This is a genomic window from Pseudomonas kairouanensis, from assembly GCF_004682055.1.
Lineage (GTDB): Bacteria > Pseudomonadota > Gammaproteobacteria > Pseudomonadales > Pseudomonadaceae > Aquipseudomonas > Aquipseudomonas kairouanensis.
This window is the reverse complement of record NZ_QUZU01000001.1, coordinates 224404-244199: the sequence shown is the minus strand read 5'-3', so window position 1 is coordinate 244199 and position 19796 is coordinate 224404. Positions and strand designations below refer to the sequence as shown.

Annotated in this window: 16 protein-coding genes; 11 read left to right on the top strand and 5 right to left on the bottom strand. The window is 61.7% G+C overall.

The window, feature by feature from the left end; genetic code table 11:
- Positions 1–76 precede the first annotated feature (76 nt).
- From DYL59_RS01110 to DYL59_RS01090, 5 genes are all read left to right on the top strand, one after another.
- On the top strand, positions 77–1045 hold the full coding sequence (locus DYL59_RS01110) for a LysR family transcriptional regulator (RefSeq protein WP_135287492.1): 969 nt from the start codon (positions 77–79) through the stop codon (positions 1043–1045).
- Positions 1046–1197: 152 nt separating this feature from the next.
- Positions 1198–2172, top strand: a complete 975-nt coding sequence (locus DYL59_RS01105) for a 2-hydroxyacid dehydrogenase (RefSeq protein ID WP_135287491.1) — start codon at positions 1198–1200, stop codon at positions 2170–2172.
- Positions 2173–2366: 194 nt separating this feature from the next.
- Positions 2367–3269 carry a chemotaxis protein gene (locus DYL59_RS01100; RefSeq protein ID WP_135287490.1) on the top strand — a complete coding sequence of 301 codons (903 nt, stop codon included), beginning with the start codon at positions 2367–2369 and terminating at the stop codon, positions 3267–3269.
- Positions 3266–3748: a GNAT family N-acetyltransferase gene (locus DYL59_RS01095; RefSeq protein WP_135287489.1), complete on the top strand. Its 483-nt coding sequence runs from the start codon at positions 3266–3268 to the stop codon at positions 3746–3748. Before DYL59_RS01100 ends, DYL59_RS01095 begins: the two co-directional genes overlap by 4 nt.
- Positions 3749–3856: 108 nt before the next feature.
- A complete protein-coding gene (locus tag DYL59_RS01090) occupies positions 3857–4600 on the top strand; it encodes a YkgJ family cysteine cluster protein (RefSeq protein WP_135287488.1) in 744 nt (247 codons plus the stop codon).
- Between the two features lie 127 nt (positions 4601–4727).
- Here DYL59_RS01090 and DYL59_RS01085 read toward each other — a convergent pair whose 3' ends face one another.
- The 3 genes from DYL59_RS01085 to DYL59_RS01075 all read right to left on the bottom strand — a co-directional run bounded on the left by DYL59_RS01085 (position 4728) and on the right by DYL59_RS01075 (position 7579).
- Positions 4728–6302 carry a methyl-accepting chemotaxis protein gene (locus DYL59_RS01085; protein WP_135287487.1) on the bottom strand — a complete coding sequence of 525 codons (1575 nt, stop codon included), beginning with the start codon at positions 6300–6302 and terminating at the stop codon, positions 4728–4730.
- A gap of 107 nt (positions 6303–6409) precedes the next feature.
- Positions 6410–7180, bottom strand: a complete 771-nt coding sequence (locus DYL59_RS01080) for a transporter substrate-binding domain-containing protein (RefSeq protein WP_135287486.1) — start codon at positions 7178–7180, stop codon at positions 6410–6412.
- A 165-nt stretch (positions 7181–7345) separates the two neighbouring features.
- Complete coding sequence (locus tag DYL59_RS01075) at positions 7346–7579, bottom strand: hypothetical protein (RefSeq protein ID WP_135287485.1); 234 nt, start codon at positions 7577–7579, stop codon at positions 7346–7348.
- 214 nt (positions 7580–7793) lie between these two features.
- On the opposite strand from DYL59_RS01075, the gene DYL59_RS01070 reads away from it, so the two are divergent.
- From DYL59_RS01070 to DYL59_RS01045, 6 genes are all read left to right on the top strand, one after another.
- Positions 7794–8960 (top strand): efflux RND transporter periplasmic adaptor subunit, encoded by a 1167-nt coding sequence (locus tag DYL59_RS01070; RefSeq protein ID WP_135287483.1) that lies wholly within the window; start codon positions 7794–7796, stop codon positions 8958–8960.
- Positions 8957–12052 carry a multidrug efflux RND transporter permease subunit gene (locus tag DYL59_RS01065; RefSeq protein ID WP_135287482.1) on the top strand — a complete coding sequence of 1032 codons (3096 nt, stop codon included), beginning with the start codon at positions 8957–8959 and terminating at the stop codon, positions 12050–12052. Before DYL59_RS01070 ends, DYL59_RS01065 begins: the two co-directional genes overlap by 4 nt.
- 9 nt (positions 12053–12061) lie before the next feature.
- Entirely contained in the window at positions 12062–12739 is a 678-nt protein-coding gene (locus tag DYL59_RS01060) for a heavy metal response regulator transcription factor (protein ID WP_135287481.1), read from the top strand.
- Positions 12729–14093, top strand: coding sequence for a heavy metal sensor histidine kinase (locus DYL59_RS01055; protein ID WP_135287480.1), 1365 nt, complete (start codon positions 12729–12731; stop codon positions 14091–14093). Before DYL59_RS01060 ends, DYL59_RS01055 begins: the two co-directional genes overlap by 11 nt.
- Before the next feature lie 385 nt (positions 14094–14478).
- Positions 14479–15801, top strand: a complete 1323-nt coding sequence (locus DYL59_RS01050) for an OprD family porin (RefSeq protein WP_135287479.1) — start codon at positions 14479–14481, stop codon at positions 15799–15801.
- Positions 15802–15886: 85 nt separating this feature from the next.
- Positions 15887–17386, top strand: a complete 1500-nt coding sequence (locus DYL59_RS01045) for a sensor domain-containing diguanylate cyclase (protein WP_135287478.1) — start codon at positions 15887–15889, stop codon at positions 17384–17386.
- 183 nt (positions 17387–17569) lie between these two features.
- Here DYL59_RS01045 and lpxC read toward each other — a convergent pair whose 3' ends face one another.
- Positions 17570–18481 (bottom strand): UDP-3-O-acyl-N-acetylglucosamine deacetylase, encoded by a 912-nt coding sequence (gene lpxC, locus DYL59_RS01040; protein ID WP_003171886.1) that lies wholly within the window; start codon positions 18479–18481, stop codon positions 17570–17572.
- A gap of 112 nt (positions 18482–18593) precedes the next feature.
- Positions 18594–19790: a cell division protein FtsZ gene (gene ftsZ / locus DYL59_RS01035; protein ID WP_122487590.1), complete on the bottom strand. Its 1197-nt coding sequence runs from the start codon at positions 19788–19790 to the stop codon at positions 18594–18596.
- Positions 19791–19796: the final 6 nt, after the last annotated feature.

Below are 19796 nucleotides of genomic sequence, written 5' to 3'. Positions count from 1 at the left end.
GCGATAATCCGTTGGTAGGGATCACTGGACGGCGTAACTTTCTGTCACAATTTGCTATCTCCCCTGAGAACACCCCATGGACACTTTGCAAAACATGCGCGCCTTCAGTTGTGTGGCCGAAGCCGGCAGCTTCACCGCCGCCGCCGTGCAACTGGACACCACCACCGCCAACGTCTCGCGCGCGGTCTCCAACCTTGAGGCCCATCTGCAAACCCGCTTGCTCAACCGCACCACCCGGCGCATTGCACTCACCGAGGCCGGTAAACGCTATTTGCTGCGCTGCGAACAGATCCTCGCTTATGTAGAAGAAGCCGAGGCCGAAGCCAGCGATGCCCATGCGCGCCCCGCCGGGCAATTGAAAGTGCACACCATGACCGGCATCGGCCAGCATTTCGTCATTGACGCGATTGCGCGCTACCGCCGCACCCACCCCGACGTGACCTTCGACCTGACCCTGGCCAACCGCGTGCCGGACCTGCTCGATGAGGGCTACGACGTGTCCATCGTGCTGGCCAGCGAATTGCCGGACTCAGGCTTCGTGTCGCAACGTTTGGGCATCACCTACAGCATCGCCTGCGCCTCGCCGGAATACGTCAAGGCCAAAGGCTGCGCCCAACGCCCCCATGACTTGCTCAACCATGCCTGCCTGCGCCTGGTCAGCCCGGTGATCCAGCTGGACAAATGGACCTTCAACGGCCCCGAAGGCCAGGAAAGCGTGGCCATCAATACCTCGCCGTTCCTGGTGAACTCCGCCGACGCGATGAAAACCGCTATCACCAGCGGCATGGGCGTGGGGCTGCTGCCGGTGTATGCCGCGATTGAAGGCTTGCGCAACGGTACCCTGGTGCGGGTGATGCCCAACTACCGCTCCCAGGAGCTGAACCTGTACGCCATCTACCCGTCGCGCCAATACCTGGATGCGAAGATCAAGACCTGGGTGGAGTACCTGCGCGGTTCGTTGCCGGAGATTCTGGCGGCGCATCAGGCGGAGTTGGTGGCGTATGAAGTGAGTGGTGGGTTGGGCGGGGCTCGTTTGGCGAACTGATCTCCATCAGACAATACGGTCAAATGTGGGAGGGGGCTTGCTCCCTCCCACATTTATATCTGTGTTCACATTGGTTCAGCAGTGTCCTGACAATTGTGGGCAAGAATGTTAGCTTGCTTGGCATTCTTCCGTAGTCGATGAGCCCGCCTGCAATGAAAAAGACTGTCCTCGCCTTCAGCCGTGTCACCCCGCCCATGATCGAACGCCTGCAACAGGATTTCGAGGTGATCGCGCCCAACCCCAAGCTGGGCGATATCAATGCACAGTTCAATGAAGCGCTGCCCCACGCCCATGGCCTGATCGGCGTGGGCCGCAAGCTGGGGCGCGAGCAGCTGCAGGGCGCGAGCAAGCTGGAGGTGGTGTCCAGCGTCTCGGTGGGCTACGACAACTACGACCTGGCCTACTTCAATGAGCGCGGGATCATGCTCACCAACACCCCGGACGTACTCACCGAAAGCACCGCCGACCTGGCCTTCGCCCTGCTGATGAGCAGCGCGCGCCGCGTGGCCGAACTGGACGCCTGGACCAAGGCCGGCCAGTGGAAAGCCAGCGTGGGCGCACCGTTGTTCGGTTGTGATGTGCATGGCAAGACCCTGGGCATCGTCGGCATGGGCAACATCGGCGCGGCCGTGGCCCGCCGTGGACGCCTGGGCTTCAACATGCCGATCCTGTACAGCGGCAACAGCCGCAAGACCGAGCTTGAACAAGAGCTGGGCGCGCAGTTCCGCAGCCTGGACCAGTTGCTGGCCGAGGCGGACTTTGTGTGTTTGGTGGTGCCGTTGAGCGACAAGACCCGCCACCTGATCAGCAGCCGCGAGCTGGGCTTGATGAAATCCAGTGCGATCCTGATCAATATTTCCCGTGGCCCGGTGGTGGATGAGCCGGCGCTGATCGAAGCGCTGCAAACCGGGCGTATTCGTGGGGCGGGGCTGGATGTGTATGAGCAGGAGCCGCTGAGCGAGTCGCCGTTGTTCCAACTGAGCAATGCGGTGACCTTGCCGCATATTGGTTCGGCAACGAATGAAACCCGCGAAGCCATGGCCAACCGCGCCCTGGAAAACCTGCGCAGTGCCTTGTTGGGCGAGCGTCCGCAGGATCTGGTGAACCCGCAGGTCTGGAAGGGCTGACGTAGATCCAATGTGGGAGGGGGCTTGCTCCCGATGAGGGTGGGTCAGCCAATACATCTGGTAGCTGATACACCGCCATCGGGAGCAAGCCCCCTCCCACATTGACCGCATCCGGCGCGAAATCGAGTTAAAGCCTGGCTACTCCAAGTCGATAACCTTCTATAGATGTCATCCCTGATCCACAGAAGGTTTTTATGTCCACCACCAAAGCCCGCGCAGACTCCCTCTCGCTTCTGCTCTTTACCCTGCGCAGCGGCAAGCTGATGGCGATCAACCTGCTGAAAGTCAGCGAAATCATCCCCTGCCCGCCGCTGACCAAGCTGCCGGAGTCCCACCCCCACGTCAAAGGCATCGCCACCCTGCGCGGTACGTCGCTGTCGGTGATCGACCTGAGCCGTGCCCTGGGGGAAATGCCCCTGCAGGACCCGGACGGCGGCTGCCTGATCGTCACCGATGTGAGCCGTTCCAAGCAGGGCCTGCATGTGCAGGCGGTGAGCAAGATCGTGCATTGCCTGACCACCGATATCCGCCCGCCGCCGTTTGGCTCCGGCGGTAACCGCTCGTTTATCACCGGAGTCACCCAGGTGGAAGGCGGTCTGGTGCAGGTGCTGGATATCGAGAAAGTCATCCATGGCATCGCCCCGGCGCAGATCGAAGCGGCGCCCACCGACTTGACCATGGAAGAAGCCGAAGTGCTGGGCCATGCCCGCATTCTGGTGGTGGACGACAGCCAGGTCGCCTTGCAACAGTCGGTACACACCCTGCGCAACCTTGGCCTGACCTGCCACACTGCCCGCAGCGCCAAGGAAGCGATTGATGTGCTGCTGGAGTTGCAGGGCACTGCCGAGCAAATCAACGTGCTGGTCTCCGACATCGAAATGTCCGAGATGGACGGCTACGCCCTCACCCGCACCCTGCGGGAAACCCCAGACTTCCAGGCGCTTTACGTGCTGCTGCACACCTCTTTGGACAGTGCGATGAACAGCGAAAAAGCGCGCCTGGCCGGTGCCGATGCGGTGCTGACCAAGTTCTCGTCCCCCGAACTGACCAAATGCCTGGTGGTCGCCGCACAGACCGTGGCGCAAAAAGGCCTGTGAGCGAATATTTCCAACTGCTGCGCCGCGATCTCATTGGCAGCCTGCCCGCCCCGCAATGGCCAGCCGGTACGCAGTTGGACCACTACCGCGACGACCTCGCTTCGGCGATCCATGCGGTGCTGTGCATGACCCAGGAGCAAGGCGGCGGCCGCGTGCCCGACCTGCAAACCTGGCAGCATCAGTTCACCACTGATGCCGAGTTCGACCCCAGGCTCTGCCTGGTGGCCAGTAACGCCGAGGGCATCCTGGGCGTGGCCCAATGCTGGACCAGTGCCTTTATCAAAAACCTCAGCGTTCACCCTTGCGCCCAAGGCCAGGGACTGGGTCGCGCCTTGTTGCTGCACAGCTTCCAGGTGTTCAAGCAACGCGGTGAACCCTACGTGGACCTCAAGGTGCTGGAGAGCAATCTGCGGGCGCGGGCGTTGTATGAAAGCGCGGGCATGCGATTTGTCCTACGCGATGTCGTTACAGACGTCTGACAATCACTGGCGTGCAACTTGCTTCCAGAGTGTCAAAACGGTGAACAGAGGTAAAAACCCGTCACCGTTGCAGCGTGCCCTCTGACCTTGCCTGGTGACAGATCCGCCATGAACACTCATTTTTCCTGCGTCGGTTGCGGCAAATGCTGCACCGACCATCACGTCCCCCTGACCCTCGACGAAGCCCGCCAGTGGGCGGCGGATGGCGGCAACGTCATCGTTCTGGTAGAGGGGTTCCTGGGCAATGGCCTGGGCCTGCCCCTGCAACAGCGCGAGCATGCCGAACGCCGTTCGGTGGTGGTGCCCAGCGGCAACACCGAGGCGTTCGTGGCAATCACCTTTGCCGCCTACAACGCCGGGCGCTGCCGGAATCTTGACGCAGACAACCTGTGCCGCATCTATGAACGGCGGCCGTTGGTGTGTCGCATCTACCCGATGGAGATCAACCCACACATCCCGCTCAACCCCGCCGCCAAGGATTGCCCGCCGCAATCCTGGGAACAGGGCCCGGCGCTGATCGTCGGGGGTGAGTTGATGGATGCAGAGTTGGCCGAGCTGATCCAACGCTCACGCCAGGCCGACCGTGATGACGTGCAGACCAAGGAAGCGGTGTGCGCCTTGCTGGGCATTCGCACTACGGCGCTCAAGGGCGATGGGTTTACGGCGTACCTGCCGGACATGGGCGCATTTGCCAAGGCGATTGAGTTGGCAGCGCACCGGCCGGCGGTGGCCAATGAGTGGGTGTTTCATGTGTCGGGGATGGACATTGCCGAGCAGGTGCTGGAAGCCGGGGCGCAGGTGGCGACTGAGGTGCCGGCCAATTATGCGTTTATCTCGCTGAGGGCCGCGTAGGCCTTAGCGGCCCCTTCGCGAGCAAGCCCGCTCCCACACTCGACTGCATTCCAGCCTTGGAACTCGGTCAAATGTGGGAGCGGGCTTGCTCGCGAAGAGGCCAGCAGATTCACCACAAGGCCAACGGTCAGCGCCGCCCACTCCAAAACTCCCGCGCCAATTGCCGCAAATCCTCCGCCAACGCCGCCACGTCCCCCGAGCTGAGCTGGCTCAGCTGCCCAGCACTGACGGTGGCCTCCCCCGCGTTACGAATGCCGACGATATTGCGATTGATGTCCTCGCTCACCGCACTCTGCTCCTCCACCGCCGTTGCGATCTGCTGGCTCATGGCGGTGATCTGTGTGACCCGCTGGCTGATGCCATCCAATGCCGCTGCCGCCCGCTGCGCCTGCTGCACGCTGGACTCCACATGCTCACTGCTTTGCGCCATGGCCTGCACCGCGTCCCGTGCCCCCCCTTGCAGGGTGCTGATCATGCGCTGGATTTCATCGGTCGATTGCTGGGTGCGCTGGGCCAGGCCACGCACTTCGTCGGCCACCACGGCAAACCCACGGCCCTGCTCACCGGCGCGTGCGGCTTCGATGGCCGCGTTCAGCGCCAGCAGGTTGGTCTGTTCGGCAATCGTGCGGATCACATCCAGCACGCCACTGATCTCGCCGCTGTGGTGTTCCAACTGGTGGATCACTTCGGTGGCCCGCGCCAACTCCTGGGACAGGCGCAACACCGCATCGCGGCTCTCGTCCACGCGCTGATGGCCTTCACGGGTCTCGCTGCCAGCCTGGTCCGCGGCCTTGGAGGCCTCTTGGGCATGATTGGCCATTTCAGCCACGCTGGCGGCCATCTCATGGATCGCGGCGGCCACCTGGTCGGTCTGGGTCTGCTGACCCAGGCTGCTGGCGTGGCTGCTGTCGAGTTGGCGCACCAATTGCGCTGCATGCCCTGCCAGGCGCTGGGACGCATCGCCTATACGTCCCACCACGGCGCCCACCTGGGCTTCAAGCATCTGCAGGGCAAATTCGATCTGCCCGCACTCGTCCCGGCGCCCGGTGTAGATCGCCTGGCTCAGGGGGTTGTCGGCAATCGCTCGCGCCCGCTGGCTCAACCGGGCCAAAGGGCGCAGGATCAGGTTCACGCCTGCTACGCCCAACAGGCTGCCCAGCACCAACGCCAACAGCTGCCAACTCAACGAATACCTCGACAAGCCCAGCTCCAGCGCCCACATCACACCGCAGGTCGCGCCAACCCAGGCCGACATCTTCAGGCCCAGGCCCAACGCCGGCCATCGCGGCTGCTTGCCCGCGCGCAAACGGGCATACGCCTGCTCTGCGACCTCCACTTGGCGCGCATCGGGCTTGGTGCGCACCGATTGATATTCCACCGTCACTGCGTCCCGCGTCACGGGCGTGGCGTAGGCACTGACCCAATAGTGGTCGCCGTTCTTGCAGCGGTTTTTCACCATGCCCATCCAGGAGCGTCCGGCTTTCAAGGTTCGCCACATATGGGCAAACGCCTCGGGCGGCATGTCCGGGTGGCGCAGCACATTGTGGGCACTGCCCAACAGTTCATCGCGGCTGTAGCCGCTGATGTCGACAAAGTCCTGGTTGGCGTAGGTAATCGCGCTGGTCAGGTCGGTGGTCGAAAGAATGTTTGCGTCGGGGGCAACGTCCACATGTCGACCGGTGACCGGCAGATTGATCTTCATGAATAAGCGCGCTCGTGATTATTGGAGGAGTCGGCAGGGCGTCGACTCTAAGCGCACCGATGGGGCAAATACTGATCCAGCTCATACTCCGCGCAATTAATTGGCCATCACGGTATTTCCAGACGATAAGGCTGCACGATCCGTTGGTATTCGCCGTTTTGCATCAGTTCTTCCAGGGCTCGGTTGAGTTCATTGCGCAACGTTGTGTCGGGCTTGCGCAGCGCGATCGCCACGCCGTTGCCCAACAGTTCGGCCGAAACTGCAGGGCCTGAAAAGGCGAAATCATCACCGGCGGCGGTGTCGAGCAGGAGGTCGCGAATTTCCACGGAACCCTGCAAAGTCGCATCGATATCCCCGGCCACCAGGCTGCGGACCAGTTCGTCGTTAAGCCAGAAACTCTTGATGATGACGCCTTTGCGCTCCCACCTGGATCGCACGAAGGCTTCGCGGTTGCTCCCCAGCAATACGCCAACCCGCTTGCCTCTCAGCGACCTCGGCGTGGGCAGCAGACCCGAGCCTTTGCGCGCAACCAGGCGGGTGGTGAAGGGATACAGGTTATCGGTGAAGCTGACCCAGCGCCGTCGCTCGGGGGTGGGGGCAATCCCCATGATTGCATCGAACTGCCGGGCTTCGAGGGCGGGAAAATTTTCGGCAAGCACCTGGTCGACCCAAGTACAGCGCACATTCAGTTGCTGGCACAGCGCATTGCCCAGCTCGATGTTCAGACCCACCAGCTGCCCTTGCGGGTTGCGGCTTTGGAAGGGAGGGAATTGCGCCACAACGGCGAAGCGGATTTCACCCCGGGGAGGCTCGATAGCCGCCACGGCATCCACCGAAAGTAGCAGGGCAAACACGACACACAGATGTATCAGGGCCACGGGAAACGTCCTTTTCCGGAAAGAGCGACCTGTGCACACCCCCGGTGAAACACCAGGGCAGAACAAAAGGCGGTGCAAGCTTTCAAGAATCGGATGCGGATCAACAAGCAGAAATATCAGCGGACGTTGTAGGCAACATCCGCCAAATATTACAGGGCGTTATTCTTAACGTTTACCCATGGAGCGACGGGTACCTGGCGGAGCCATGCCCGGAGACTTGGTGTGGCCGTTCTTGGCGCCATTCTTGTACCAGGGCTGGGCGGCTTGCTTGGCCCCGGCCAGTTCACCCGGCTTGAACGGAAACTTGAACGCCGGGATCTCGGCTTTTTCAACGCCTTCGGCGCTGGCCGGATCGACGAGGTCGGCCGCTTCAACTGGGGGTTGTGTCGGGGAAGTCATGGAAGCTCCGGAACGTGCAAAAAATGACGCGGGGCCGACTTGCGGGCCACGCTGGCGCGCAGTATACCTGCGCCCCCGTAATGTTTAACCACTGTCGTACGAATGGTCAGGCGTTAACTGACAGCGCCGTCAGATAGCGGTCACTTTATTGACCGGGTTCACAGGCTATAAATACGCTTCATTCCTCCCACTCCTCGTCCCGGCGCCCTACAGCATGCACATTCCACGCAAAACCGCCTTGATCGTAGGCGCCCTCGCAGTCGTGGCCATCGCGACCTGGAGCCTCACCCGCCCCGCCAAGACCAAACTGGTGGCGTCGACGGCAGTGCCGGTACGCGTGATGAAAGTGGTGGAACAGGACTTGCCCCGTTACGTCACCGGCATCGGTTCGGTGCTGTCGTTGCACAGTGTGGTGATCCGCCCGCAGATCGACGGCATCCTCACCAAATTGCTGGTCAAGGAAGGGCAATTGGTCAAAGCCGGTGACCTGCTGGCAACCATCGACGACCGTTCGATCCGCGCTAGCCTCGACCAGGCCAAGGCGCAGTTGGGGGAAAGCCAGGCGCAACTGCAAGTGGCGCTGGTCAACCTCAAGCGCTACAAGGAGTTGAGCATTGATGATGGCGTGTCAAAGCAGACCTACGACCAGCAGCAAGCCCTGGTCAACCAGTTAAAAGCCACGGCGCAAGGCAATCAGGCCTCCATTGACTCGGCTCAGGTACAACTTTCCTACACGCAAATACGCTCCCCCGTTACGGGCCGCGTCGGCATTCGTACCGTGGATGAAGGCAATTTCCTGCGTATGAGTGACACCCAAGGCTTGTTCTCCGTGACGCAGATCGACCCGATTGCTGTCGAGTTCTCCCTGCCGCAGCAAATGCTGCCGACCCTGCAGGGCCTGATCGCCGCGCCCTACCCGGCCAGCGTCGACGCCTTCCTGGGCGCCGATACCGACGGTGAACACAGCCAACTGCTGGGTGAAGGTCGCCTGAGCCTGATCGACAACCAGATCAACAGCACCACCGGCACCCTGCGTGCCAAGGCCGAATTCGGCAACAGCGCGCAAAAGCTCTGGCCGGGCCAACTGGTGACGATCAAGATCCAGACCGCCCTGGACCGCAACGCCCTCGCCGTGCCGCCCACGGTGGTGCAACGTGGCCTGGACTCGCACTTCGTGTACCGCGTGGACGGCGACAAGGTGCAGATCGTGCCAGTGCAAGTGATGTACCAAGACAGCGAGCGCACTATTCTCAAGGGCATCCAGGCCGGTGACGTGCTGGTCAGCGATGGCCAGTCGCGGCTCAAGGCGGGCGCCCAGGTGGAGATTCTCAAGGATCCGCCCCAGGTGATCCAGACCGCTGACGCCAAGGTGCAGCCATGACGTCGCGGGGGTCGATTTCCGCCTGGTGCATCGACCGCCCGGTCGCCACCCTGCTGCTGACCTTCGCCCTGGTACTGCTGGGGTTGATTGCCTTCCCCAAACTGCCCATCGCCCCACTGCCGGAAGCGGAGTTTCCGACGATCCAGGTCACCGCGCAGTTGCCGGGCGCCAGCCCCGACACCATGGCCTCATCGATCGCCACCCCGCTGGAGGTGCAATTCAGCGCCATCCCCGGCATGACCCAGATGACGTCCAGCAGCGCCCTGGGCTCAACCCTTTTAACCCTGCAGTTCACCCTCGACAAAAGCATCGATACCGCTGCGCAGGAAGTCCAGGCAGCCATCAACACCGCCGCCGGCAAGCTGCCCAGCGATATGCCGAGCCTGCCGACCTGGCGCAAGGTGAACCCGGCGGACAGCCCGGTGCTGATCGTCAGTGTCAGCTCGCGCGACATGCCCGGCACTGAACTGAGCGACCTGGTGGAAACCCTGCTGGCAAGGCAGATCAGCCAGATCGACGGCGTCGGCCAGATCAACATTACCGGCCAGCAACGCCCGGCGATCCGCGTGCAGGCGTCCCCCGACAAGCTCGCCGCCATCGGCTTGACCCTGGCGGACGTGCGCCTGGCGATCCAGCAGTCGAGCCTCAACCTCGCCAAGGGTGCGCTGTACGGCAAGAACAGCGTGTCGACCCTGGCGACCAACGATCAACTGTTCCACCCGGATGAATACGGTGACTTGATCATTTCCTACAAGGACGGCGCGCCGGTGCAATTGCGGGACGTGGCCAAAGTGGTCAACGGCTCGGAAAACGCCTACGTCCAGGCGTGGGCCGTCGATACCCCCGGCGTCAACCTGGTGATCACCCGCCAGCCCGGCGCCAATATTGTCGAGACCGTAGAACGCATCCAGGCCGAAATGCCCCGCCTGGAGGCGATGCTGCCGGCCTCGGTCCAAGTCAGCGTATTGATGGACCGTACCACCACCATCCGCGCCTCCTTGCATGAAGTGGAGATGACCCTGCTGATCGCGATCCTGCTGGTGGTGGGGGTGATGGCGATTTTCCTGCGCCAGTGGTCGGCCACCGTGATTGTGTCCAGCGTGCTGGGGGTGTCGTTGATCGCCAGTTTTGCCCTGATGTACGTGATGGGCTTCAGCCTGAACAACCTGACCCTGGTGGCCATCGTGGTGGCCGTGGGGTTTGTGGTGGACGATGCGATTGTGGTGGTGGAAAACATCCATCGCCATCTCGAAACCGGCCTGGACAAGCGCGAGGCGGCGATCAAGGGCGCAAGCGAGATCGGCTTTACCGTGGTGTCCATCAGCGTGTCCCTGGTGGCCGCCTTCATACCGCTGCTGTTCATGGGCGGCGTGGTCGGCAGGTTGTTCAAGGAATTTGCGCTGACCGCCACCTCGACCATTCTGATTTCCGTGGTGGTGTCGCTGACCCTGGCGCCCACTCTGGCAGCACTGTTCATGAAAGCGCCGAGCCATCGCCCCCATGACCAGCCCGGCTTTGGCGAACGCTTGCTGGCGGGCTACGAAAAATACCTGCGCCGCGCCCTCGCCCACCAACGCACCATGGCCAGCATCTTCCTGCTGACCCTGGGCCTGGCCGTGGTGGGTTACGTGTTTATACCCAAGGGATTCTTCCCGGTACAGGACACCGGCTTCATCCTCGGCACCAGCGAAGCGGCTGCGGATGTTTCGTACCCGGACATGGTGGCCAAACACAAGGCGCTGGCCGAAATCATGAAGGCGGATCCGGCGGTGCGGGCGTTCTCCCACTCCGTGGGCGTGACCGGCAGCAACCAGACCATCGCCAACGGCCGCTTCTGGATTTCCCTGGTTCCCCGTGGTGACCGTGACGTGTCCGCCAGCCAGTTCATCGACCGTATCCGCCCCAAACTGGCCCAGGTGCCGGGGATCGTCCTGTACCTGCGTGCCGGCCAGGACATCAACCTCAGCTCCGGCCCCAGCCGCAGCCAGTACCAATACGTGCTCAAGAGCAACGACGGGGCCACGCTCAATACCTGGACCCAGCGCTTGACCGAAAAACTGCGTTCCATCCCGGCCTTCCGCGATATTTCCAACGACCTGCAACTGGGCGGCAGCATCACCCATATCAGTATCGACCGTCGCGCCGCCGCACGTTTTGGCCTCACGGCCACCGACGTCGACCAAGCGTTGTACGACGCCTTCGGCCAGCGCCAGGTCAATGAGTTCCAGACCGAAATCAACCAGTACCAGGTGGTGCTGGAACTGGACACCCACCAGCGCGGCAAGGCCGAGAGCCTGAACTACTTCTACCTGCGCTCGCCGCTGACCAATGAGATGGTGCCGCTGTCGGCGCTGGCCAAGGTCGACCCGCCCACTGTCGGGCCGCTGTCCATCAGCCATGACGGGATGTTCCCGGCCGCCAACCTGTCGTTCAACCTGGCCCCTGGGGTGGCGCTGGGCGACGCGGTGATCCTGCTCAACCAGGCGAAAAACGAAATCGGCATGCCAACCTCGATCATCGGCAATTTCCAGGGAGCGGCCCAGGCGTTCCAGAGTTCGCTGGCCAGCCAGCCGTGGTTGATCCTGGCGGCACTGGTGGCGGTATACATCATTCTCGGCGTGCTCTACGAGAGCTTCGTGCACCCGCTGACCATCATCTCCACCCTGCCTTCGGCGGGCCTGGGCGCGCTGATCATGCTGTGGCTGCTGGGCCAGGACTTTTCGATCATGGCGTTGATCGGCCTGGTGCTGTTGATCGGCATCGTGAAGAAGAACGGTATCCTGCTGATCGACTTCGCCCTGGAGGCGCAGCGTGAGCGCGGCTTGTCGCCCCATGATGCGATCTTCGAAGCCTGTATCACACGGTTCCGCCCGATCATCATGACCTCCCTGGCCGCCTTGCTCGGCGCCCTGCCGCTGATGCTCGGCTATGGCGCCGGTGCGGAGTTGCGCCAGCCATTGGGTATCGCCGTGGTCGGCGGCTTGCTGGTGAGCCAGGCGCTGACGCTGTTCACCACACCAGTCATATACTTGTACCTGGAGAAGTTTTTCCACCGGCCCACACCAACGCCTGCGTTGGCGACCCCACACTGAGGCGGTGTCATGCGCGTCCTGATTGTTGAAGATGAAGAAAAAACTGCCGACTACCTGCACCGCGGCCTGACGGAGCAAGGCTACACCGTCGATGTGGCCCGCGAAGGCGTCGAAGGCCTGCACCTGGCGTTGGAAAACGACTATGCGGTGATCGTGCTCGACGTGATGCTGCCCGGCCTCGACGGCTTTGGCGTGTTGCGTGCGTTGCGTGCGCGCAAGCAGACGCCGGTGATCATGCTCACTGCCCGCGAACGGGTCGAAGACCGCATTCGCGGCCTGCGTGAAGGCGCGGATGACTACTTGGGCAAGCCGTTTTCGTTCCTCGAACTGGTGGCGCGCCTGCAAGCCCTGACCCGCCGCAGCGGCGGCCATGAACCGGTGCAGGTGACCGTCGCCGACCTGTGGATCGACCTGATCAGCCGCAAGGCCAGCCGCAACGGCCTGCGCCTGGACCTGACCGCCAAGGAGTTCTCGCTGCTCAGCGTATTGGCGCGGCGCCAGGGCGAGATCCTGTCCAAGACCGCCATTGCAGAGATGGTCTGGGACATCAATTTCGACAGCGATGCCAACGTGGTGGAAGTGGCGATCAAGCGCCTGCGCGCCAAGCTCGACGGCCCCTTCGAGCAGAAGCTGCTGCACACCATCCGTGGCATGGGTTATGTGCTGGAGAGCCGCAGTGTCGGCTAATTCCATCGCCCTGCGCCTGAGCAGTATGTTCACCCTGGTGGCGCTGCTGATCTTCCTGTTGATCGGCGGCGCGCTGTACCAGCAAGTGGACCGTAGCCTGGGCCTGTTGCCGGGGGCCGAACTGGATGCGCGCTACAGCGTGCTGGAATCCTCGGTCAATCGCTTCGGCACGCCGGAGCATTGGGTCAAGATGCAAGCCAAGCTCAAGCTGCTGGGCGAGGAAGACAAGCGCATCCGCTTCTGGGTGGTGAGCAGCGACCCGAACTATGAATACGGCAACCCCGATGCGCAGATCCGCGCCTTCGCTCAAGGGCCGACGGGCAAGCGCGACCTGCGCCTGCCTGGTCGTGAATACCCGCTCAAGGTGCTGGTGAGCCAGTTTCCGGCCAAGGAGCAACGCCCGCCGCTGCGCTTTATGATCGCCATCGATACCGAGAACTTCCGCGCGACCCAGCACCACCTGCTGGTGGCACTGATCAGCCTGGCGCTGATGGGTGTGGTCATGGCCTCGCTGCTGGGCTTCTGGGTGGCGCGCATTGGTCTCAAGCCGCTGGGCAAACTGTCGGATGAGGCGCAGAAACTGGCGCCGCCCAAGCTTTCCGGGCGCTTGCAGCTGTCGCCGTTGCCGCCGGAGTTGAGCCAGTTCGTCAACTCCTTCAACGCCACCCTCGACCGCGTGGAACACGCCTATTCGCGCCTGGAGTCGTTCAATGCCGACGTGGCCCACGAACTGCGTTCGCCCCTGACCAACCTGATCGGCCAGACCCAAGTGGCGCTGACGCGCGGGCGCTCGGCCGAGCATTATTTCGAGGTGCTGCAATCGAACCTCGAAGAACTGGAGCGCCTGCGCTCGATCATCAACGACATGCTGTTCCTGGCCAGCGCCGACCAGGGCAGCAAGGCCACCAAGCTGATCGAAAGCTCACTGGCCGATGAGGTGGCCACCACCCTCGACTACCTGGACTTCATCCTCGAAGACGCCCAGGTGCGGGTACAGGTCAACGGCGATGCCACGGTGCAGATCGAAAAAGCCCACCTGCGCCGCGCGCTGATCAACCTGCTGAGCAATGCGGTGCAGCACACCGAGCCGGGGCGAGTCATCCATGTGAACATTGACGCGCAGGCCCATCAGGTTGCCATTGGCGTCACCAATCCCGGCGAGGCCATTGCCAGCGAGCACCTGCCCCGGTTGTTCGAACGCTTCTACCGGGTGGATGCATCGCGCAGCAACAGCGGGGCCAATCACGGCCTGGGGCTGGCCATCGTCAAGGCGATTGCGCTGATGCATGGGGGTGACGTTTTTGTACGCAGTGAAGCGGGTGGCAATACCTTTGGCATTACTTTGCCCATCTAAACACCACAGATAAAAAATGTGGGAGCGGGCTTGCTCGCGAATGCGGTGGGTCAGTCGAAATATCTGTAACTGACAGACCGTATTCGCGAGCAAGCCCGCTCCCACATGGGGTCTGCGCTTCACTACTATTGCGATTTGGGCAACAGTCATTATCTTGTTACACTCTGTATCGTACCGCTCGCCTGCGTTAATTTGACGCATCGATGAGCGCGACGGCAAAGGCAGTCTCCCGCTTACCCGAATTTCCCTCGACTTATTTCCAGGGCTCTACACTGGGAATCTGTCTTAAAGCCGCTGACTTCAGCGGCTTTTTTTTTGCCGTAAAAAAGGCCAGGCACACCCCCACGACACTGGCCGTTCATGATTGACCCAAGGAGCTCTACCGGTGAAGAACTCGCTGACGTTCACCCCGTTATTCCTCGCGATTGCAGCAACGATTGCCCCCCTTGCCCACGCGGCAGACACCACCCCCGCCGATGGTTTCATCGAAGGCGCGCACCTCTATATCAACACCCGCAACTACTACATGAACCGCGACCGTCGTGATGTTCACACTGATGACAGCAAAGAGTGGGGCCAGGGTTTCCTGGGCACCTTCGAGTCCGGCTATACCCAGGGCACCGTAGGCTTCGGCCTGGACGCCCACGCCATGCTCGGCTTGAAACTCGACGGTGGTGGCGGCACCGACGGGTCCAGCATCCTTCCCTACGGCAGCGGCAACGGCAAGGCGCCAGGCTCATTCTCCACGGCGGGCGCTACCTTGAAAATGCGCGCGTTCGATACCGAGCTCAAAGCGGGCGATCTGTTCCTCAGCAACCCAATGATCGCGGGCGGCGCAACACGCATGCTGCCGCAGACGTTTCGCGGCGTCAGCCTGACCAACCACAGCTTCGACGGCTGGATGTTCGAAGGCGGCCAGGCCAGCTTCACCAAGCTCTACAACCAGAGCGGCCACCAGCGTATCGGTACCAGCTACGGCGCCCTGCCCAGCCACACCGACGCCCAGCACATGAACTGGGCCGGCATCTCGTTCAGCGGCATGCCCGGACTCACCAGCAACCTCTACGCCTCCGAACTCAAGGACGTGTGGAACCAGTATTACTACGACCTGGACTACACCTACGCACTCAATGACCTGGTCAGCCTCAACCCGGGCCTGCACTACTACCACACCCAGGACACCGGCCAATCGCTGCTGGGGGATATCGACAACAACACCTACAGCCTGCATTTCACCGTGGGCGTGGGCAATCACAGCGTCACGGCGGCCTATCAGCGGGTCAACGGCAACACACCGTTCGACTACATCGCCCAGGGCGACAGCGTGTACCTGGACAACTCCCAGCAATACTCGGACTTCAACGGCCCCAACGAGCGCTCGTGGAAACTCAAGTACGCCTATGACTTCGCCGGCCTTGGGCTGCCGGGCCTGACCTCGGCCGTGTCCTATATCAGCGGCAAGACCGACCTGACCAAGGCCGACCCGCAAAGCCGTGGCTACAGCAGGTGGTACAGCGCCGAAGGCAAGGACGCCAAGCACTGGGAACGGGACATTGACCTGAAATACGTGGTGCAAGGCGGCAAGGCCAAGGATTTGGCCGTGCGCCTGCAATGGGCGACCAACCGTGGCAGCAACGGCTATTCAGCTGTGGATAACGACGTGGATGAATACCGGGTAATCGTCGACTATCCGATCAACGTGTTCTAACACGCGCACTTTCTTTGCCGCCCTTCGTTTAATTTTCATCGGGTAGAACTAAACTGCCAGCATTCTCACCGCTGAAGTCTGCCCGATGAGTCAACCCCACGTCCGAACCCTGCCGGCGCGCCCAGAGCTTTTCCTGATTCTGGGCAGTGGCCTAACCGTTGTGCTGATCATGGTGATCGTCGCGGCGCTGTTGGTTCGCGAGCACGCCAGCACCCTGCAGGCGGCCACGCGCGCGACCACCAACATTACCCAGTTGATCAACGCCGATGTGCTGCGCAACGTCGAACTCTATGACCTGGCGCTGCAAGGGCTGATTGGCGCAACCACGCGCAGGGACTTGTCCCAGGTATCCCCGGACATTCGCCACCTGGTGCAGTTCGACCAATCCACCGCCGCGCCCTTCAAAGGCGAAGTGCTGTTGCTGGACGCCAACGGCGCGGTCATCGCTGACTCTTCGACCCTGTGGCCAACGCCCCGCAACTTCGCCAACCGCGACTACTTTCTCGCCCATAAGAACAGCGCCCAGGCCGGGCTGTTTATCAGCCGGCCGTTCAAGATCCACTGCGCGTGCGATCAGGTGTGGCGCATTGCATTCAGTCGGCGGGTGTCAGGGCCCGATGGCGAATTTGCCGGCGTGGCTGTGGCTACCATGCGCCTGGCGTACTTCGATCAATTGTTCAACCGCCTGACCATCGGCAACGGCAGCAGCGTCAACCTGCTCAACACCAAAGGGATTCTCCTGGCTCAGCAGCCGTTGCTGGAGCGCGACATGATCGACAAGGACCTGAGCGATCGCCCCAACTTCAAGCGCATGCTGCGTGAAGGTGCTGGCAGCTTCCGCGCGGTTTCCGCCATCAGTGGCCAGGAACGCTTGTATACCTTCAGCAACGTCGGTGAACTACCGCTGATTGTGGTGGTGGCGCTTTCCGCCGAGGACGTATTCGCCCCCTGGAAACGCGCCGCCCTGCTCACCAGCGGCGCCACCGGCGTGCTGTGCATTGGTTTGTTGTGGCTGACCTGGATGCTGCGCCGAGAGCTGCGGCGTCGTTATCGTACGGAGCGCGTGCTGTCAGAACTGGCAGCCACCGACGCCCTCACCGGCCTGGCCAACCGCCGCATCCTCGATGAACGCCTGCGCCTGGAGTGGGACCGGGCCCAACGCTCAGCCGAACCGTTGACGCTGCTGATGATTGATGTGGACCACTTCAAGGCCTTCAATGACCGCCACGGCCATCACGGCGGCGATGAGGCCCTGCGTACCGTGGCCCAGGTGATCGGCACCAACATCCGCCGCCCCGCCGACCTGGCGGCGCGTTACGGCGGCGAGGAGTTTGCCGTGGTGCTGCCCCACACCGACGCCAAGGGCGCCTTGGTGATTGCCGAACATATCCGCAGCAGCATCGAACATCTGCCACGGGTAGAGGGGGATGAGCGGCCGATTACGGTGAGCATTGGCATGAGTACCTGGGACAAGCGCAGCCGCATGTCGCTGGAAGCGTTGCTGTTGAGTGCCGACCAGGCGTTGTATGAGGCCAAGCATACGGGGCGTAATCGCATCGTGGACGCTGCTATTGAGGGCCGATGAAGATCCAAATGTGGGAGCGGGCTTGCTCGCGAAGGCGGTGTGTCAGTCACACATATGCAAACTGACCCACCGCCTTCGCGAGCAAGCCCGCTCCCACATTAGATCTCAATGCCGCTAAATAGCAGGCATAAAAAAAGGCCACCCGAAGGCAGCCTTTCAAAACTAAAGAAAGAGAGTTGTTACTTACACCGCCGCAACGGGACGCATGTAAGAGATCGGTGCGGTGCTGGCATCTTCGAAGGTCACGACTTCCCAAGCGTCTGTCTGCTCAATCAACTTGCGCAGCAGCTGGTTGTTAAGGGCGTGGCCCGACTTGAAGCCTTTGAACTCGCCTATCAGGCTATTGCCCAGCAGGTAGAGGTCACCGATTGCATCGAGGATCTTGTGCTTCACGAATTCGTCTTCATAGCGAAGGCCGTCTTCGTTCAGTACACCATCCGCGTCGACCACAATGGCGTTTTCAACGCTGCCGCCGAGTGCGAGGTTGTGCTTGCGCAGGTACTCGATGTCACTCATGAAACCGAAGGTACGGGCGCGGCTGACTTCTTTTACGAACGAAGTGCTGGAAAAATCCACGCTTGCACTTTGGGTGCGGTCACGGAATACCGGGTGATCGAAATCGATCTCAAAGCTCACTTTAAAGCCTTCGAACGGGACGAAGGTGGCGCGCTTGTCGCCGTCTTCTACTGTCACTTCCCGCAGAATGCGAATGAACTTCTTGGCTGCGTCCTGTTCTTCCAGGCCGGCAGATTGAATCAGGAATACGAAGGGTCCAGCGCTGCCATCCATGATGGGGACTTCGGACGCGGAGAGCTCGACGTAGGCGTTATCGATGCCCAGGCCAGCCATGGCCGAGAGCAAGTGCTCCACCGTGTCCACTTTGACGTCACCGTTGACCAATGTGGTCGACATCGTGGTTTCGCCAACGTTTTCCGCGCGAGCAGGAATCTGCACCACAGGGTCCAGGTCGGCACGAACAAACACGATGCCGGTGTCGACAGGTGCAGGTTTGAGGGTCAGGTATACCTTCTCCCCGGAGTGCAGACCTACACCTGTGGCACGGATAATATTCTTCAGGGTGCGTTGTTTAATCATGGCTTGGACCGCTTGAGCGCAAATTGCGAACTGGTATCAACAAAGGCTGGCGATGATAGCAGACCAGACCTTTGCTGAACACCAATCACCTTCATAGCCCTGATACATTCCATCAATCGGCCTGACGACGCAGGAATGCCGGGATGTCCAGGTAGTCCAGGTCATCTTGCGGATTCGGGCTACGGGACGCTGCAGCACCGGCCTGGGCCTGGTTGCGCATCACGGTCGGACGGTCCAGGTCACGGTAGTTCACCGACGGCAGTTCCTGACGCGAAGGCGCTGGAGCAGCAGCCGCTTGGCTCGCCTGGCTGGTGTGCAGGGTGTTGTCGATGACCTTCACAGGCTTCTCGATTTTTGCACCCAGGCCGGTGGCAACCACGGTTACGTGCAGCTCGTCGCGCATGTCCGGGTCGATAACGGTACCGACTTTGACCATGGCGTGCTCGGAAGCGAAGGCTTCGATGATGCTACCCACGTCGGAGTACTCACCCAGGGACAGGTCAGGACCGGCAGTGATGTTCACCAGGATGCCGCGTGCGCCTTGCAGGTTCACGTCTTCGAGCAACGGGTTGCGGATGGCCGCTTCAGTGGCTTCACGCGCACGGTTCGGACCGCTGGCGCAGCCAGTGCCCATCATCGCCATGCCCATTTCGCTCATCACGGTACGTACGTCGGCGAAGTCGACGTTGATCATGCCTGGACGCTTGATGATGTCGGAGATACCGCGAACGGCACCGGCCAGTACATCGTCAGCCTTGGCGAATGCGGACAGCAGGCTTGCGTCCTTGCCCAGGATGGTCAGCAGCTTCTCGTTGGGAATGGTGATCAACGAGTCGACGCTTTCAGACAGCAGACGGATGCCTTCGTCGGCGATCTGCATGCGCTTGCGACCTTCGAACGGGAACGGACGGGTCACGACTGCAACCGTCAGAATGCCCATTTCCTTGGCCACTTCGGCAATGATCGGCGCCGCACCGGTACCGGTACCGCCACCCATGCCGGTGGTGATGAACACCATGTTGGTGCCTTGCAGCACTTCGGCGATACGCTCGCGGTCTTCCAGAGCGGCTTGACGGCCGACTTCAGGGTTGGCGCCAGCGCCAAGCCCCTTGGTCACGGCGGTGCCCAATTGCAGGATGGTCCGCGCGCCGATGCTTTTGAGCGCCTGGGCATCAGTGTTGGCGCAGATGAATTCAACGCCTTCAATGTTGCTCTTGACCATATGGTTGACAGCGTTGCCGCCGCCACCGCCGACACCGATCACTTTGATGACCGGGCTTGCGGGGATGTTGTCTACGAGTTCGAACATGTTCCC

What these genes read in the sequence shown, in the direction of transcription:
- DYL59_RS01110 (WP_135287492.1), top strand. Translation starts at nt 77, where the DNA reads ATGGACACTTTGCAAAACATGCGCGCCTTCAGTTGTGTGGCCGAAGCC.
- DYL59_RS01105 (WP_135287491.1), top strand. Translation starts at nt 1,198, where the DNA reads ATGAAAAAGACTGTCCTCGCCTTCAGCCGTGTCACCCCGCCCATGATC.
- DYL59_RS01100 (WP_135287490.1), top strand. Translation starts at nt 2,367, where the DNA reads ATGTCCACCACCAAAGCCCGCGCAGACTCCCTCTCGCTTCTGCTCTTT.
- DYL59_RS01090 (WP_135287488.1), top strand. Translation starts at nt 3,857, where the DNA reads ATGAACACTCATTTTTCCTGCGTCGGTTGCGGCAAATGCTGCACCGAC.
- DYL59_RS01085 (WP_135287487.1), bottom strand. Translation starts at nt 6,302, where the DNA reads ATGAAGATCAATCTGCCGGTCACCGGTCGACATGTGGACGTTGCCCCC.
- DYL59_RS01075 (WP_135287485.1), bottom strand. Translation starts at nt 7,579, where the DNA reads ATGACTTCCCCGACACAACCCCCAGTTGAAGCGGCCGACCTCGTCGAT.
- DYL59_RS01070 (WP_135287483.1), top strand. Translation starts at nt 7,794, where the DNA reads ATGCACATTCCACGCAAAACCGCCTTGATCGTAGGCGCCCTCGCAGTC.
- DYL59_RS01065 (WP_135287482.1), top strand. Translation starts at nt 8,957, where the DNA reads ATGACGTCGCGGGGGTCGATTTCCGCCTGGTGCATCGACCGCCCGGTC.
- DYL59_RS01060 (WP_135287481.1), top strand. Translation starts at nt 12,062, where the DNA reads ATGCGCGTCCTGATTGTTGAAGATGAAGAAAAAACTGCCGACTACCTG.
- DYL59_RS01045 (WP_135287478.1), top strand. Translation starts at nt 15,887, where the DNA reads ATGAGTCAACCCCACGTCCGAACCCTGCCGGCGCGCCCAGAGCTTTTC.
- lpxC (WP_003171886.1), bottom strand. Translation starts at nt 18,481, where the DNA reads ATGATTAAACAACGCACCCTGAAGAATATTATCCGTGCCACAGGTGTA.
- ftsZ (WP_122487590.1), bottom strand. Translation starts at nt 19,790, where the DNA reads ATGTTCGAACTCGTAGACAACATCCCCGCAAGCCCGGTCATCAAAGTG.